This window comes from Streptomyces sp. NBC_00459, assembly GCF_036013955.1.
In the GTDB taxonomy this organism is placed as follows: Bacteria; Actinomycetota; Actinomycetes; order Streptomycetales; family Streptomycetaceae; genus Streptomyces.
Genome location: NZ_CP107903.1, coordinates 1399065 through 1413816, shown reverse-complemented (window position 1 = coordinate 1413816; position 14752 = coordinate 1399065). Strand labels below are relative to the sequence as shown.

Genomic DNA, 14752 nt, shown 5'->3' with positions numbered 1-14752 from the left:
GGATGGTGAGGAGGGACACGCGTTCGGAGTGCTTGAAGCGCCTCGCGGGCGGGAAACGCCGCACCCGTGTTTCCCGGCCGGTCCCCGAGAACAGCAGCCGGACCCCTCGACCGGCGGTGCGGTCCGGTCCGGGTCCCTCGGGCCGGTCCCGCCTGGAGGTTCGATCCTGGCCATGCAGGTGAGTTCCCCGTCCGGTCCTGCGACCCAGCTCCATGCCCGCGTCGGACCGCGCGGCCACGATCCGCGGGTCAAGGGCACGTGCCTGGCGACGATTTGGGCAGGGCAGGGCGGAGCGTCGGGGTATTTTCCCGCCGCCCCGCCCTGGGGTTCAGGCCGCGGACGGCTGGGCGGGCAGTATGTGGTCGCCGACCTTGTCCGTGCTCAGGCACAGCGAGCAGACCATCGCGTCATGTGTCCGGCAGGCGGCCAGGTCGGGGCGCTCGTAGGGCTGGTGGCAGACGTGGCAGTCGTACGTCACGGCGCTGGGGTTGCCGTCCTCGTCCAGGAGCGGCTCGTCGATGCCGTCCTCGGTACGGCGCAGGTAGTACTTCCCCTTGGTGACGACGGCCATGAGCGGGGTGAGGACGAAGGCGATGACGGCCGCGGCCACGGGCGAGTACGGCTGGAGGGTGTCGCCGAGGGCGTGGAAGTACATGGCGATCGACAGCCCGGACGCGGCGACGAAGGCCACCACACCCACCGGGTTGACCGCGTGGAGCATGCCCCTGCGGAACTCGGGCTGGAGCGGGGACAGCTTCAGCAGGTACTTGTTGATGCCGATGTCGGTGGCGACGGTGACGATCCAGGCGATGGCGCAGTTCGAGTAGAAGCCGAGGATGTTGTTGAGGAAGCTGAACATGTCGGCTTCCATCAGGGCGAGCGCGAAGCCGAGGTTGACCAGGACGAAGACCATGCGGCCCGGGTAGTGCTTGGTGACGCGGGTGAAGGAGTTGGTCCAGGCGAGCGAGCCGGAGTAGGCGTTGGTGACGTTGATCTTGATCTGGCTGATGACGACGAGGGCCACGGCCAGCGGGATCACGAGCCAGGACGGCATCATCGCGTCGAAGGCGCCCTTGAACTGCTGGATCGGCTCGGGGGCGGCGTCCGCGCCGACCTTGGCCAGGATGTAGACGGCGAGGAAGACACCGATGGCCTGCTTCAGTGCCCCGAGGACGACCCAGCCGGGGCCGGCCATGACGACGGCGGTCCACCAGGTGCGCTTGTTGGCCTCGGTCTTGGGCGGCATGAAGCGCAGGTAGTCGATCTGCTCACCGATCTGCGCGATCAGTGACAGACACACCCCCGCGCCCAGCAGTACGGACGCGGTGTTGACGCCGCCCTCGCCATCGGTGCCGGCGTAGGACAGGAAGCGGTTGACGGTGCCCGGGTCGGTGGCGATGAGGTAGACGAGCGGGGCGACCATCAGCACCAGCCAGACGGGGGTGGTCCACACCTGGAGCTTGCTGAGCGCCTTCATGCCGTAGATGACCAGCGGGATCACCATCAGCGTGGAGATGGCGTAGCCCAGCCAGAGCGGCAGTCCGAGGCCCAGTTTGAGGCCCTGGGCCATGATCGAGCCTTCGAGGGCGAAGAAGATGAAGGTGAAGCTGGCGAAGATGACGCTGGTGAGGACCGAGCCGTAGTAGCCGAAGCCGGAGCCGCGAGTGATCAGGTCCAGGTCGATGTTGTAGCGGGCGCCGTAGTAGGCGAGCGGGAAACCGGTGATGAAGATGACGACGGCGGCGACGGCGATCGCCACCAGCGCGTTGCCGGTGCCGTGGGCCAGGCCGATGCCGGCGCCGATGGAGAAGTCGGCCATGTAGGCGATGCCACCGAGTGCCGTGGTGGCCACGACCATCGGGGTCCAGCGGCGGTAACTGCGGGGCGCGAAGCGGAGGGTGTAGTCCTCCAGGGTCTCCTTGGTCGCCTGGCTGGTTGGGGAGTCCGGTGCGGCGGCGGTCTGAGGTGACTCAGTGGTGCTCATGGGCGGCCCTTCGGGGATGTGGGGGTGCTGCGTACATGCGGGTGCGGTGAGCGGTGGGGCGCCCCGGCAGGCGGCGTCGACGGCCGGGGAGTTGACGGGGACCGGTGCGGTTCCCGGGCTTCGGGAGGAGGTCGGCGTGCAGGGCCATCTGTGTCATGGCGCGCCGGGCGGCATCGGGACCGCCGGTGCGGACCAACTCCGTGATCTCGATGTGTCCGGTGACGGTCGCCTCGCCGCGGTCCCGGGTGAGGAAGCCGTACATCCGCAGCCGCCGGACCGGCTCGCCGGCCGCCACGAGCGCGTCCGTGAGGCCGGAGTTGCCGGAGACGCGGGAGAGTTCGGCGTGGAAGAGCTCGTCCTGGACGAGGAAAGGGTCGACGAAGCGCGTGTCCGGGGTCGGCGGCTCCTCGCGCATCGAGTACCGGAGGGCCAGAGTTCGGCCGCGATGACGGCTGGATCGTGGCGGGTGGAGGGGGCCTCGACCGCGCGGGCGGCCCCGTGCGGTTCGAGGGCGACCCGGAGTTCGTAGAAGCCCCTGAGCCGGCTGAGGCTGGGGATCGTGACGAAGATCCCGCCGTCACCGCACTCGCGCGGGCCGAGGCCGCCGTCGAACACGGCCGCGCGGAGCTTCGCGCGGACCGCCTCACGCAGGGAGAGAGCCGGTGGCGCAGCCGCATACGGAACGGCGTCCGAGCACGTACACAGCTCCGAATCCATGAGCGGACACGCTAGAAACCGCTTGTTTCCCGAAGGGGTCATATGGCGTGAACGGCTTGTTTCCGTGGTCAAGGCCGCATGTGCACTCGCTTCGCGATCAGCGGAGACCGAGAGACAGTCGTGACCTCGGCGCGGTGGCTCCGGCGCTCCTCGCCCGTGATCACCCTTGGTTACTATGCTCACTTCATGCCGGAGGCCGAAGCCAAGGGGCGAACCGCCGTCGACTCCCCGGAAGCGTTCGTGGATTTCAACGTTGACGAGACAGGTGGCCTGGGAAAATGCTGAAAGAGGTCACCGCGACCCGCTACATCACGCCCCTGCGTGAGGGGGGTTCGCTGCCGGGGCTCGTCGAGGCCGACGATCTCGGCACGTACGTCATGAAGTTCACCGGCGCGGGACAGGGCCGCAAGACGCTCGTCGCCGAGGTCGTCTGCGGTGAACTGGCCCGACGGCTGGGGCTGCGGGTGCCGGGGCTGGTGACGGTCGCACTCGACCCGGTGCTGGGCCTCGGCGAGCCCGACGAGGAGGTGCAGGGGCTGCTCAGGTCGAGCGGTGGCACCAACCTCGGTATGGACTTCCTGTCGGGGGCGATCGGCTTCGACGCCCTCGCCTTCGAGGTGAGCGCCTGGGAGGCCGGGCGGGTGGTGTGGTTCGACGCGCTCGTCAACAACGTCGACCGCTCCTGGCGCAACCCCAACCTGCTGATGTGGCGCGGCGACCTGTGGCTCATCGACCACGGCGCCACGATGATCTGGCACCACCACTGGCCCGGAGCCCGGACCTCGGCCGCCAAGCCCTACGACGTCACCGAGCACGCGCTCGCGCCCTTCGGCCCGGACATCGCCTCGGCCGCCGCCGAACTGGCGCCGCTGGTCACCGAGGAACTGCTCGCCGAGGTGACCGCCGAGATCCCCGACGCGTGGCTCACGGACGAACCCGGCTTCGACTCGCCGGACGCACTCCGCCGGGCCTACGCGGAGCCGCTCCTCGAACGCGCGGCCGTCATCCATGAGCGCATCAAGGGCGCCGAGGGGGAGAAGTGAGCGAGCGGGACGTCTTCGAGTACGCGCTGCTGCGGGTCGTACCGCGGATCGAGCGCGGCGAGTGTTTCAACGCCGGCGTTCTTGTCTACTGCCGCGCCAAGTCCTTCGTCGCTGCTCGTACGCATCTGGACGAGGGCAAGCTGAGGGCGCTGGACCCCGAGGCCGACGTGGCCGGTGTGCGGGCCGCGCTGCGTGCCGTCGAAGGGGTCTGCGCGGGCGGGAAAGCAGCAGGCCAGGCGGCATCGGACGATGCCGGGCGGCGCTTTCGCTGGCTGATCGCGCCGCGCTCGACGGTGGTCCAGCCGGGGCCTGTGCACACGGGCCTCACCACCGATCCGGGAGCCGAGGCGGAGCGGCTGCTCGCTCTGCTGGTCAGGTAATGGCTCACACCGGCGTTGCCTGACGTTGACACCGGGTGCCAGGACTTCTAGCGTCACGTGTACTGAAGGTACTAAGCGGTCGCTCACCTGAGGGCGTACCGTGGGCCGCAGGCTTTTCAAGGGCGAGGAGAACCAGCAATGTCCACCACTGAGCAGCGGGTCGCCGTGGTCACCGGCGGTGCGCGTGGCATCGGCGCCGCGACCGCCGTACGACTGGCGGCGGAGGGTCGCGCCGTCGCGGTGATCGACCTCGACGAGGCCGCCTGCAAGGACACCGTCGAGAAGATCACCGCCGCCGGTGGCAAGGCGATCGCCGTCGGCTGCGACGTCTCCGACGAGGCCCAGGTCGAGGCCGCGGTCACGCGCATCGCCGAGGAACTGGGCGGACCCACGATCCTCGTCAACAACGCGGGCGTCCTGCGCGACAACCTGCTCTTCAAGATGAGCGTCTCCGACTGGGACACGGTCATGAACGTGCACCTGCGCGGCGCCTTCCTGATGTCGAGGGCCTGTCAGAAGTACATGGTGGAAGCCAAGTTCGGCCGGATCGTCAACCTGTCCTCGTCCTCCGCCCAGGGCAACCGCGGCCAGGTCAACTACTCGTCCGCCAAGGCCGGTCTCCAGGGCTTCACCAAGACCCTCGCCCTCGAACTCGGCAAGTTCGGCGTCACCGCGAACGCCGTCGCCCCCGGCTTCATCGCCACCGACATGACCGCCGCCACCGCCGAGCGCGTCGGCATGGGCTTCGAGGACTTCAAGGCCGCCGCCGCGACCCAGATCCCCGTCCAGCGCGTGGGCAACCCGGACGACATCTCCAACGCGATCGCCTTCTTCACGGGCGAGGCCGCCGGATTCGTCTCCGGCCAGGTCCTGTACGTCGCCGGCGGACCGCTCGACTAGGGCTGGGGAACAGGAACATGACGACAGTGGAACTCTCGGGCAAGGTCGCCCTCATCACCGGCGCCAGCCGGGGCATCGGCTACGGCATCGCCGAGGCGCTGCTCGCGCGCGGTGACCGGGTGTGCATCACCGGACGCAACGAGGACGCGCTCAAGGAGGCCGTCGAGACACTCGGTGCGGACCGGGTCATCGGCGTGGCGGGCAAGGCTCACGACGAGGCCCACCAGGCCGTCGCCGTCGAGCGCACCCTGGAGGCGTTCGGGCGCGTCGACTTCCTCGTCAACAACGCCGGTACGAACCCGGTGTTCGGGCCGATCGCGGACCTCGACCTCAATGTGGCGCGCAAGGTCTTCGAGACCAACGTCGTCTCGGCGCTCGGCTTCGCCCAGAAGACCTGGCACGCCTGGCAGAAGGAGAACGGCGGCGCGATCGTCAACATCACGTCCGTCGCCGGCCTCTCGGCCTCGCCGTTCATCGGCGCGTACGGCGTCAGCAAGGCCGCGATGGATAACCTGACGCTGCAACTGGCGCACGAGTACGCGCCCCGGGTGCGGGTCAACTCGATCGCGCCGGCCGTGGTGAAGACGAAGTTCGCGCAGGCGCTGTACGAGGGCAGGGAAGAGGAGGCCGCCGCGGCCTACCCGCTCGGCCGGCTCGGGGTACCCGCCGACATCGGTGGCGCCGCCGCGTTCCTGACCTCGTCCCAGGCCGACTGGATCACCGGCCAGACGCTCGTGGTCGACGGAGGCATCTTCCTCAAGGCCGGCAACAGCTGACGTAAAGACCCATATGGGGGCGAAGTGGGGCGGACGGTACCCGATGAGGGATCGTCCGCCCCACTTCGGGGTTCGCCACCGTCTGCGCCGTCGACCCATGCCGTCGGATGCGATGTCCACTCCGACACCGACCGGAAGATGAGCGGCGGAAAGTCTTCATGTCGACCGGCGCGGACCCGTGCGTCCCCGGCTGACAGAAAAAGCTCCTGTGTCGACGTCCGAGGTCACACACTCCGATGGCGGTGATGTCCGATACGTGCTGATCAACGGGCTGTGCGGGAAGCTGGACCGCCCGGTGGGGCACTGCGGTATGGTCTGCCGACCGTTGGCTTGGTATGGCAGATCGAGGAGCGTGCACGTGTTCAACCGGAACCGGGGCCTGCGGCAGCTGGCGACAGCCGCGTCCATATCCATGGTCGCCGGATGCGGCGTCTTCTCCTCCGACTCCTCCAACGATGGGAAGCCGATCGTGGTGGGGACGACCAGCGAACCCAGCACCCTGGACCCGGCGGCCTCCTGGGACAACTCGTGGGAGCTCTTCCGCAACGTCCACCAGACCCTCCTCAACTTCGACACCGGCGGGTCCGAGCCCAAGCCCGACGCCGCCAAGAGCTGCGAGTTCACCGACAGTTCGAGCACGGTGTACAGCTGTGAGCTGCGCGAGGGCCTGAAGTTCTCGGACGGACACGAACTGGACGCGCAGGCGGTCAAGTACTCCATCGACCGGATCAGGACGATCAACGTCAACGGCGGCCCCGCCGGACTGCTGACCAGCCTCGACCGGATCGAGGTGAAGGGCGACCGCGGGATCGTCTTCCACCTGAACCAGGCCGACGCGACCTTCCCCTTCGTGCTCTCCACACCCGCGATGTCGATCGTGGACCCCGAGGAGTACCCCGCGAAGTCCCTCCGCCAGGACGGCAAGGTCAACGGCTCCGGGCCGTACGCCCTGGAGTCCTACAAGGAGGGCGACAAGGCCGTTCTCGTCAGGAACGACCGCTACAAGGGCATCGCGGACCCCCAGAACGACGCCGTCACCATCCGCTACTTCCAGAAGTCGTCCGTGATGGCCGACGCACTCCGGGACAAGGCGATCGACGTCGTCTACCGCGGTCTCAGCGCGGCCGACGTCGTCGACATCGAGGAGAACGAGAAGGAGGAGGGCCTCCAGCTCGTCGAGAACGCCACCACCGAGATCAGCTACCTGGTGTTCAACCCCAAGGATCCGTGGTCCAGCAAGCTCTCGGTCCGCAAGGCGATCGCCCAGATCGTCGACCGTCCGGCGCTCGCCCACAACATCTACAAGGACACGGTCGAGCCGCTGTACTCCATGATCCCCAAGGGTCTGGTCGGACACACCACGGGCTTCTTCGACAACTTCGGGAATCCCAGTTCCTCCAAGGCCAGGCAGATCCTCCTGGAGGACGGCATCACCGACCGGGTCCCGCTCACCCTCTGGTACACGAGCGACCGCTACGGCTCCCAGACCAAGCCCGCCTTCGAGGAGCTGAAGCGACAGTTGGAGGCCTCCGGCCTGTTCAGCGTCACGCTCCAGAGCCGCCCCTGGAAGACCTACGTGGACGGCTACCAGAAGGGCGAGTACCCGGTGTTCGGGCGCGGCTGGTTCCCCGACTTCCCCGACGCCGACAACTTCATCGCCCCCTTCGTGGGTGAGCAGAACGCGCTCGGCACGCCGTACACATCGCCCGAGATCACTGGTGAACTACTGCCCGCGTCGCGCCGCGAGAGCGACCGCGGGGCCGTCGGCGAGCAGTTCGAGGAGGCCCAGCAGATCCTCCTGGACGACGCCCGGCTGCTGCCGCTGTGGCAGGGCAAGCAGCATGTGGCGGCGAGCGAGGAAATTGGCGGCTCCGAGGTGTCCATCGACCCGGCGACCATGATGGTGATGTGGGAGCTGTACTGGAAGACCAGCTGGTAGCGGAGCCCGTGGCCTGAGCACGGCCGGCGTCGGGAGCCGACGTCGGTGCCCCGTTGTCAGTGGGCGCCGGTAGGTTCTTCGGTGAGTGGAACACACCGCACATCGGAGGAAGTTCACGTGACCGACATCGCCATGCTGCCCGAGTCCTGGCGCGGCGTCCTGGGTGACGAGCTGCAGCAGCCCTACTTCAAGGAGCTGACCGAGTTCGTCGAGGAGGAGCGGGCGAAAGGTCCTGTCTATCCTCCGCGCGACGAGGTGTTCGCCGCGCTCGACGCGACGCCGTACGACAAGGTGAAGGTACTGATCCTCGGTCAGGACCCCTACCACGGCGAAGGACAGGGCCACGGCCTGTGCTTCTCGGTCCGCCCCGGGGTGAAGACCCCGCCCTCGCTCCGCAACATCTACAAGGAGATGAAGGAGGAGCTGGGCACGCCCGTCCCCGACAACGGCTATCTGATGCCGTGGGCCGAGCAGGGCGTGCTGCTGCTCAACGCGGTGCTCACGGTCCGTTCCGGCGAGGCCAACTCGCACAAGGGGAAGGGCTGGGAGAGGTTCACGGACGCGGTCATCCGGTCCGTGGCCGACCGTCCCGACCCGGCGGTCTTCGTCCTGTGGGGCAACTACGCGCAGAAGAAGCTCCCGCTGATCGACGAGGAGCGGCACGTGGTGGTGAAGGGGGCGCACCCGTCGCCGCTGTCGGCGAAGAAGTTCTTCGGCTCGCGCCCGTTCACCCAGATCAACGAGGCGGTGGCCGGCCAGGGGCACACGCCGATCGACTGGACGATTCCCGACCTGGGCTGAGTCCCTGCCCGCGCTGATTCACGACCTGGTCCGACGACCGGGGAGCGGTGAGCCGCGTCGCCGGGCCGGTCCGCGTCCGTCACGGGGCCGGTCCAGTGCCGTACGGGCTCGCCTGACCTGGATTGTCATTGCCTGCGGCTAGCGTCGGGAGGGACAGCGGGCACAGCGGACGTAGGGCGGAGGACGCGGTGACGGAGCGGCAGGAACAGGTGGCGCCGGATGCCATGATGACCCGGATCGGACAGGCCGTCATGCTGCATCACGGCGGGGACCGAGAAGAGGCCCGGGGGCGCCTCCTGGGGCTGTGGGCGGAGATCGGCGCGACCGGCGACCCGTTGCACCGCTGCACGCTGGCGCACTACATGGCCGACACGCAGGACGACCCCTCGGACGAACTGGCGTGGGACCTCAGGGCGTTGTCGGCGGCACAGGAGCTGTCGGACGAGCGGGTCGCGGAGGTGGTCCGGCACCAGGGAGCGCTCGCGGTGCGTGCCCTGTACCCGTCACTGCATCTGAACCTCGCCGCCGACTACGTCAAGCTGGACCGCCCCGACGCCGCCCGCACCCACCTCCGTCGCGCCCGCGGCGCGGTCGACGCCCTGGGCGACGACAGCTACGGCGACGGGGTCAGGGCGGCCATCGGCCGACTGGAGCTGCGCCTGGGGGAGGGGGACTCCTCAGGGGGACCGGAGGGGGAATCCTGGGGGCCGCCGAGGCAGCGGCCCTAGCGGGTTCCGGAGGGCGCCGAATGGTGGCTGTCCGTCAGCGTCAGTCCGGCACGGACTGATCTCCAGCCGTCATGCGGTCTCTGTGTGCTCAACGCCCGTACGCCTCCTTGCAGATGACCGTCTGGGGGCTGTCCTTGCCCCAGCCGCCGTACTTCTTGCCGAGAGCGCACACGTCCGTGTTCTCGCGCACCGGGCGGGACACCTCGGGGAGTTCGACGCGGGGCTGGGTGTGGCGCCGTTCCGGCTTCGGCGGGCGCTTCTTCGGCTTGGTCCGGCGAGGGGGAGGGGCCGGAGCGGCGGCCGGCGGGGCCACGGGTGCCGCTCCGGCCGGGTGGTGCGGCTCGCCCGCGGCCTGTGGTGTCCGCGGGGCCCGAGCGGGCTTGCGGTCGGGGCCGATGAGCTCCAGTGCCTCCCGTGCGGGCGCCTGCACGATCTGCGGTTCGGCCCGGACGTCCGGACGGGGCACCGACGGCTGGGACGGCGCCGGGGGTGGACCGGGAGCGATCGGGTGCTGGATCGTGACGCAACCGGAGAGGGCCGTGACAGCCACAGTGACCAGAAGCGTTGCGGTGGTCGTCGTTCGATGCACCCGCGCAACTCTGCTGTGTCCGGCCGGATTCGGAACCGTGGACAAGCGGAGGATGCCCCACACGGGTGATCTCCGGCCCCTTACGGAGGGCCCGGGAGGGCCACGGCTGACGGCTTCGCCGTCCCGACGCGCGACCCTCCGCAGGCTCGGATCAGTCGCCCGTCTTACCGTCGAGCCGTTCGCGGAGCAGGTCGGCGTGGCCGTTGTGGCGGGCGTACTCCTCGATCATGTGCGTGTAGATCCAGCGCAGGTTGAACGGTTCGTCGCTGTGCCTGCTTCTGCCCTTCGAGAGGTCGTCGAGACCGAAACCGGCGGCGTTGCGCCGGGCGATCCCGATCTCGGCCTGCCAGGTGCTGTAAGCCTCCTCCCAGGTGTCCGCCTCGGTCAGATGGAACTCGCCGTCCCGGTCCTCCTCGGTGTAGTAGATCGGCCCCGGATCGTCGGCCACCAGCACTGTGCGGAACCAGCCCCGCTCCACTTCCGCCATGTGCCGTACCAGGCCCATCAGGGACAGTTCGGAGGGTTCCACCGAGGCGGTCCTGAGCTGGGCGTCGGTCAGGCCCTCGCACTTCCACGCCAGGGTCTGCCGGTGGTAGTCCAGCCAGCCCTCCAGCATGGTGCGCTCGTCGGCGTTCTGCGCGGGTTCACTGCGCGGCGTCGATGTCGTCATGCAGGCATGGTCGCCTACCGAGACCGCCCCCCACCACGTGTTTTCCGGAGACCCGGCCAGCCGACGAAGCCTCCGGCGGCCCTATGCTTCCGGCATGACCCCGGCAGGCAACCGCTGAAGGAGACCCCGTGAAGGTCGGCTGCATCGGACTCGGTGACATCGCGCATAAGGCGTATCTGCCGGTGCTGGGCGCGCGGCCCGGCGTCGAACTGCATCTGCACACGCGGACGCCCGCCACTCTCGCCCGGGTCGCCGACGGACTGCGCCTGCCGGCCGGGCAGCGCCATGCCGACCTCGACGAGCTGATCGGCCAGGGCCTCGACGCGGCCTTCGTGCACGCGCCGACCGTCGTGCACCCGGAGATCGTGACCAGGTTGCTGGAGGCGGGCGTACCGACGTACGTCGACAAGCCGCTCGCGTACGAACTCGCCGCGTCGGAGCGGCTGGTGAGGCTGGCGGAGGAGCGTGGGGTCTCACTCGCCGTCGGGTTCAACAGGCGCTTCGCGCCCGGGTACACGCAGTGCGCCGACCACCCGCGCGAGCTGATCCTGATGCAGAAGAACCGGATCGGGCTCCCCGAGGAACCCCGCGCGATGATCCTCGACGACTTCATCCATGTCGTGGACACGCTGCGGTTCCTGGTGCCGGGCCAGGTCGACGACGTGACCGTGCGCGCCCGCACGGAGGGCGGACTCCTGCACCACGTGGTGCTCCAGCTCGCCGGGGACGGTTTCACCGCCCTCGGGGTGATGAACCGGCTCAGCGGCTCGGCCGAGGAGATCCTCGAAGTGTCCGGGCAGGACACCAAGCGTCAGGTGGTCAACCTCGCCGAGGTGATCGACCACAAGGGCCAGCCGACCGTACGGCGACGCGGCGACTGGGTGCCCGTGGCCCGGCAGCGCGGCATCGAACAGGCCGTGCTCACCTTCCTCGACGCCGTGCGCGCGGGCAAGGTGCTCAGCGCCCGGGACGCACTGGCGACCCATGAACTGTGCGAGCGGGTGGTACGTGCCGTGGAGGAGCGGACCGGCGCCGCCTGACCAGGCCCAAACCCTCGACGACACCCAGGACGACGAGGACGAGCACGGCCGCGTGCACCGGCCAGTCGCCGAAGCGGACGTACGGCGTGACACCGCGGGCCAGCGGTACGTCGTACACCGCCGAGGTGCTCGCACCGGTGCCGAGCCAGGAGCCGACGCGCTCGCCGCTCGGTCCGTAGACGGCCGAGACGCCGGTCAGCGTGGCGTGCACCATGGGCCGGCCGGTCTCGGCGGCGCGCAGGGCCGCGATCGAGGCGTGCTGCTCGGGGGCCCAGCTGTGCTGGAACGACGAGGTCGAGGACTGGGCGATGAGTACCTCGGCGCCGTCCTGGGCGAGATGGCGGCTCATGTCCGGGAACGCGGACTCGAAGCAGACCATGGGCCCGATGCGCAGCCCCTGCCCGACATTCATCACGACCTGCTCGGTGCCGCGTTTGCGGTCCTCGCCCGCCGCCTTGCCGACGGAGGTGGCCCAGCCCAGCAGCGAACGCGCGGGAATGTACTCACCGAAGGGCACGAGCCGCATCTTGTCGTACCGGTCGCCGGTGGGGCCGTCCGGTCCGACGAGCACCGAACTCTTGTAGATCCCGGGCCGGTCGGAGCGCCTGGCGTCCACATTGACGAGGATGTCGGTCCCGGTCGTGCGTGACAGCGACGCGAGCCGTTTCGCCAGGTCGGGGCGGTCGGCGAGGTCGTAGCCGACGCTGCTCTCGCCCCAGACGATGAGATCCACGTCCTGGCCGGCCAGCCGGCGGGTGAGCGCCTCCTCCAGCGCGAACCGCTTCCCGGCGCTGTCGGCCCCGTCGACGATGCCCGGCTGCACGACGGCGATCCGCACCCGGCCGTCCGCCTCCGGGCGCGGCGACCACACCCAGGCGGCAGAGGTCACGGCGGCGGTGGCGACGAGCCCGGCCACCGCCGGGACCCGCGACTCGCGCACCGCGACCAGCACGGCGACTGCGACGTTCACGGTCACCACCAGGAAGCTGAGCAGCCACACCCCGCCGACCGAGGCCAGCCGCAGCGCGGGCGCCACCTGCCACTGGCTGGATCCGATCATGCCCCAGGGCCCGCCCAGCCCCTGCCACGAGCGGACCAGCTCGACCATGAGCCACCCCGACGGCAGCACGACGAGCCCGGCGGCGATCCGCCCGGCGGAGGGCCTGCCTCCGAGGAACCGGCGTACGAGGACGCCCCAGGGTGCCCAGAGCGCGCCCAGCAGCGCCGCGATGAGGACCGTGAACACATGCAGACTCGGCAGCAGCCAGTGATGCACGGCCAGCATGAACCCGAGGCCACCGAACCAGCCGTCGTACGCTGCCCGTTTGTCGGTCGGCGCGGACCGGACGAGCAGGATCCAGGGCACGAGCGCGACGTAGGCGAACCACCACAGGCCCGGCGCAGGGAAGGCGAACATCGGCAGAGCACCGGCCAGCGCGGCGACGACTGAACGCCGCCACGGGGAGGCGAGCCAGTGTCCGGGCAGTTTCATACGGCGCCTCCTACCGGTCGGTTCCCCAGGACCACCGGGTCGACTACCCAGTCGGTCACCTCTTACGTGGGTCACCTGGGTTCAGTGTGCGTGGTGGGGACGATCTCGGACCAGCAGGACTCCGGCCAGGAGCAGCGGATTCCTCGTACGGCGTACGGCGGCTGGTCCGTGGACGAAGGCCGGCGGTCAGCCGGTGGCCGGTTCCGGGTGCGGGTCGGGCATTCGGCGCCACTTCTCCTGGACGACCACCTCGCGCAACCGCCAGCCGTCCTGCGTACGGATCAACCCGAAGGCGTACCGGCCGCCGCATACGAAGTCGGGAGCGGTGGATCCGCCCTCGCCGGCACGGGCCGCGAGGCGCATGGGGTTGACGTAGTCCGCCTGGACACGGGCGGTGTCGCCGGTGTCCTGCTCCAGGAGGCCGAAGCCGACCCGGCGGTTGACGATCAGATGCTGCCGCATCGGAAACAGTTCCATGTTCTGCCTGAGCCACCCGGCGACCTGTCGGGCGTCCCCCTCGATGCCGCCGGCCGAGCGGTAGTCCGCCCGGCCGTCCGGCGCGAACAGTTCCACGTACGCCTCCCAGTCGCCGTCGTCCACCGCCACCGCGTACGCGGTGACCAGTCCGTCGAGGGAGAGCCGGTCCATCACGGTCGCGAGCTCTACACGCTGCGTCATCGGCTCAGTGTTGGGCACGGGACGGGCACAGCCAAGGGAGGTGCGGATATTCGGTGGCCGATGGGCGTGTCCTGTACCCAGGCCGGTCGCGTGAACGATCAGACAGTCGGTGTTTCCGATGCACCCCCCGAGCAGGAACCCAAGTTCCGCGTACGTGCCCTCCACACGGCGTCCACGGTGACCGTCTATCAGGCCCACGATCCGCAGATCGGGCTCGCGGTGGCCCGGGAGGGGCGGTTTCCGGCGGCGTGGCAGCGGGACCGTATGACATGGGTCATCAAGCCGCGCTCACAGGCCTTTTCCGCCATGTGACCCGGGGGTGATGCCAGCCGTCGTGCCGGACAGCCGGTCAGGGACGCAGGTGGGCGAGTAGCTCTTCACCAGCGGGGTACCCCCGCTCCTGAGGGAGCAGGCGGGTGGCTGCATCCAGTTCGCCGTCCCTGACGAGTGCGTGGATCTCGTTGGCGAGCGGAGTCACGTCACTGATGGACATGATCCACTCGTCCGCGTAACGCGATGATGCCTCACCCGAGAGCCCCAGTTGCAAGGAGCGGTGCGGTAGGGGACGCAGGTGCAGATCGCGTTCGGGATCCCACTGGACACGGGCCGGTGCGTGCTTGAGGTCCCGCTGCCAGGCGCCGCGATCGGAATGCAGTCCCTGGATGTAACCCGCCAGGCAGGCATGGCGCAGCGCCCACTCGAAGCCGTCGCGAGTGATCTCGATGGCGAGGACGGTCTCCTGACCCTCCTTCGTGCCCCAGCCGGAGCGGTACATCATCCACATGAAACTGGGCTTGATCCACGTCATGCGGCCCGGCTTCCACGCGGCGGGAAAGCCGCCGTCTCGGATGGCGGGCAGTCCGATCTCAGGGGAGTACGCCTGGTAGACGGTGATCGTGGATGCTGTGTGGAGCGCGCGGATCCTGCGGTGCGGTTCTTCCATGGCGTACATCGTGGGGTCGGCCGACTCAGGTGACCACCGATTTTCGACCGTTGCGCGACGCGACGGAGCAGG

At 69.3% G+C, this 14752-nt stretch carries 15 protein-coding genes and 1 pseudogene; 9 read left to right on the top strand and 7 right to left on the bottom strand.

What is annotated here, in order from left to right:
• Window positions 1-328: 328 nt before the first annotated feature.
• Together OHN74_RS06030 and OHN74_RS06025 are read right to left on the bottom strand one after the other, a co-directional pair.
• Window positions 329-1984 (bottom strand): purine-cytosine permease family protein, encoded by a 1656-nt coding sequence (locus tag OHN74_RS06030; RefSeq protein WP_327693499.1) that lies wholly within the window; start codon window positions 1982-1984, stop codon window positions 329-331.
• Window positions 1971-2399, bottom strand: coding sequence for an FCD domain-containing protein (locus OHN74_RS06025; protein WP_327693498.1), 429 nt, complete (start codon window positions 2397-2399; stop codon window positions 1971-1973). The genes OHN74_RS06030 and OHN74_RS06025 overlap by 14 nt, the downstream gene beginning before the upstream one ends.
• 580 nt (window positions 2400-2979) lie before the next feature.
• Between OHN74_RS06025 and OHN74_RS06020 the strand changes: the two genes are divergently transcribed.
• The 7 genes from OHN74_RS06020 to OHN74_RS05990 all read left to right on the top strand — a co-directional run bounded on the left by OHN74_RS06020 (window position 2980) and on the right by OHN74_RS05990 (window position 9268).
• Window positions 2980-3744, top strand: coding sequence for a HipA family kinase (locus OHN74_RS06020; RefSeq protein ID WP_327693497.1), 765 nt, complete (start codon window positions 2980-2982; stop codon window positions 3742-3744).
• On the top strand, window positions 3741-4124 hold the full coding sequence (locus OHN74_RS06015) for a DUF3037 domain-containing protein (RefSeq protein ID WP_327693496.1): 384 nt from the start codon (window positions 3741-3743) through the stop codon (window positions 4122-4124). Before OHN74_RS06020 ends, OHN74_RS06015 begins: the two co-directional genes overlap by 4 nt.
• A gap of 138 nt (window positions 4125-4262) precedes the next feature.
• Entirely contained in the window at window positions 4263-5024 is a 762-nt protein-coding gene (gene fabG, locus OHN74_RS06010; protein WP_327693495.1) for a 3-oxoacyl-ACP reductase FabG, read from the top strand.
• A 17-nt stretch (window positions 5025-5041) separates the two neighbouring features.
• A complete protein-coding gene (locus tag OHN74_RS06005; RefSeq protein ID WP_327693494.1) occupies window positions 5042-5800 on the top strand; it encodes an SDR family oxidoreductase in 759 nt (252 codons plus the stop codon).
• Window positions 5801-6158: 358 nt separating this feature from the next.
• Window positions 6159-7739 (top strand): ABC transporter substrate-binding protein, encoded by a 1581-nt coding sequence (locus OHN74_RS06000; protein WP_327693493.1) that lies wholly within the window; start codon window positions 6159-6161, stop codon window positions 7737-7739.
• Between the two features lie 117 nt (window positions 7740-7856).
• The gene (gene ung, locus OHN74_RS05995; protein WP_327693492.1) at window positions 7857-8540 is read left to right on the top strand and encodes a uracil-DNA glycosylase; all 684 of its coding nucleotides are present in this window, start codon (window positions 7857-7859) and stop codon (window positions 8538-8540) included.
• Between the two features lie 188 nt (window positions 8541-8728).
• Window positions 8729-9268 (top strand): hypothetical protein, encoded by a 540-nt coding sequence (locus OHN74_RS05990; protein WP_327693491.1) that lies wholly within the window; start codon window positions 8729-8731, stop codon window positions 9266-9268.
• An 88-nt stretch (window positions 9269-9356) separates the two neighbouring features.
• Here the strand turns inward: OHN74_RS05990 and OHN74_RS05985 are convergent, their stop codons facing one another.
• Entirely contained in the window at window positions 9357-9857 is a 501-nt protein-coding gene (locus OHN74_RS05985; RefSeq protein ID WP_327693490.1) for a hypothetical protein, read from the bottom strand.
• A gap of 151 nt (window positions 9858-10008) precedes the next feature.
• The gene (locus OHN74_RS05980; protein ID WP_327693489.1) at window positions 10009-10527 is read right to left on the bottom strand and encodes a DinB family protein; all 519 of its coding nucleotides are present in this window, start codon (window positions 10525-10527) and stop codon (window positions 10009-10011) included.
• A gap of 128 nt (window positions 10528-10655) precedes the next feature.
• Between OHN74_RS05980 and OHN74_RS05975 the strand changes: the two genes are divergently transcribed.
• Window positions 10656-11567 (top strand): Gfo/Idh/MocA family protein, encoded by a 912-nt coding sequence (locus OHN74_RS05975; protein WP_327693488.1) that lies wholly within the window; start codon window positions 10656-10658, stop codon window positions 11565-11567.
• On the opposite strand, the gene lnt is transcribed toward OHN74_RS05975, so the two are convergent.
• Complete coding sequence (gene lnt / locus OHN74_RS05970; protein WP_327693487.1) at window positions 11485-13059, bottom strand: apolipoprotein N-acyltransferase; 1575 nt, start codon at window positions 13057-13059, stop codon at window positions 11485-11487. The two genes, OHN74_RS05975 and lnt, sit on opposite strands and share 83 nt — an antisense overlap.
• 186 nt (window positions 13060-13245) lie before the next feature.
• Window positions 13246-13737, bottom strand: coding sequence for a nuclear transport factor 2 family protein (locus OHN74_RS05965; RefSeq protein WP_327693486.1), 492 nt, complete (start codon window positions 13735-13737; stop codon window positions 13246-13248).
• Between the two features lie 90 nt (window positions 13738-13827).
• On the opposite strand from OHN74_RS05965, the pseudogene OHN74_RS05960 reads away from it, so the two are divergent.
• Window positions 13828-14022 (top strand): annotated as a pseudogene (locus tag OHN74_RS05960) (DUF4291 family protein); the annotation flags it as partial.
• Window positions 14023-14086: 64 nt separating this feature from the next.
• Here OHN74_RS05960 and OHN74_RS05955 read toward each other — a convergent pair.
• Window positions 14087-14680, bottom strand: coding sequence for a DUF4291 domain-containing protein (locus OHN74_RS05955; protein ID WP_327693485.1), 594 nt, complete (start codon window positions 14678-14680; stop codon window positions 14087-14089).
• Window positions 14681-14752: the final 72 nt, after the last annotated feature.

Bases quoted from the DNA above. Each gene is read 5' to 3' on its own strand.
- OHN74_RS06030 (WP_327693499.1), bottom strand. From the start codon at position 1,984: ATGAGCACCACTGAGTCACCTCAGACCGCCGCCGCACCGGACTCCCCA.
- OHN74_RS06025 (WP_327693498.1), bottom strand. From the start codon at position 2,399: ATGCGCGAGGAGCCGCCGACCCCGGACACGCGCTTCGTCGACCCTTTC.
- OHN74_RS06020 (WP_327693497.1), top strand. From the start codon at position 2,980: ATGCTGAAAGAGGTCACCGCGACCCGCTACATCACGCCCCTGCGTGAG.
- fabG (WP_327693495.1), top strand. From the start codon at position 4,263: ATGTCCACCACTGAGCAGCGGGTCGCCGTGGTCACCGGCGGTGCGCGT.
- OHN74_RS06005 (WP_327693494.1), top strand. From the start codon at position 5,042: ATGACGACAGTGGAACTCTCGGGCAAGGTCGCCCTCATCACCGGCGCC.
- OHN74_RS05980 (WP_327693489.1), bottom strand. From the start codon at position 10,527: ATGACGACATCGACGCCGCGCAGTGAACCCGCGCAGAACGCCGACGAG.
- lnt (WP_327693487.1), bottom strand. From the start codon at position 13,059: ATGAAACTGCCCGGACACTGGCTCGCCTCCCCGTGGCGGCGTTCAGTC.
- OHN74_RS05965 (WP_327693486.1), bottom strand. From the start codon at position 13,737: ATGACGCAGCGTGTAGAGCTCGCGACCGTGATGGACCGGCTCTCCCTC.
- OHN74_RS05955 (WP_327693485.1), bottom strand. From the start codon at position 14,680: ATGGAAGAACCGCACCGCAGGATCCGCGCGCTCCACACAGCATCCACG.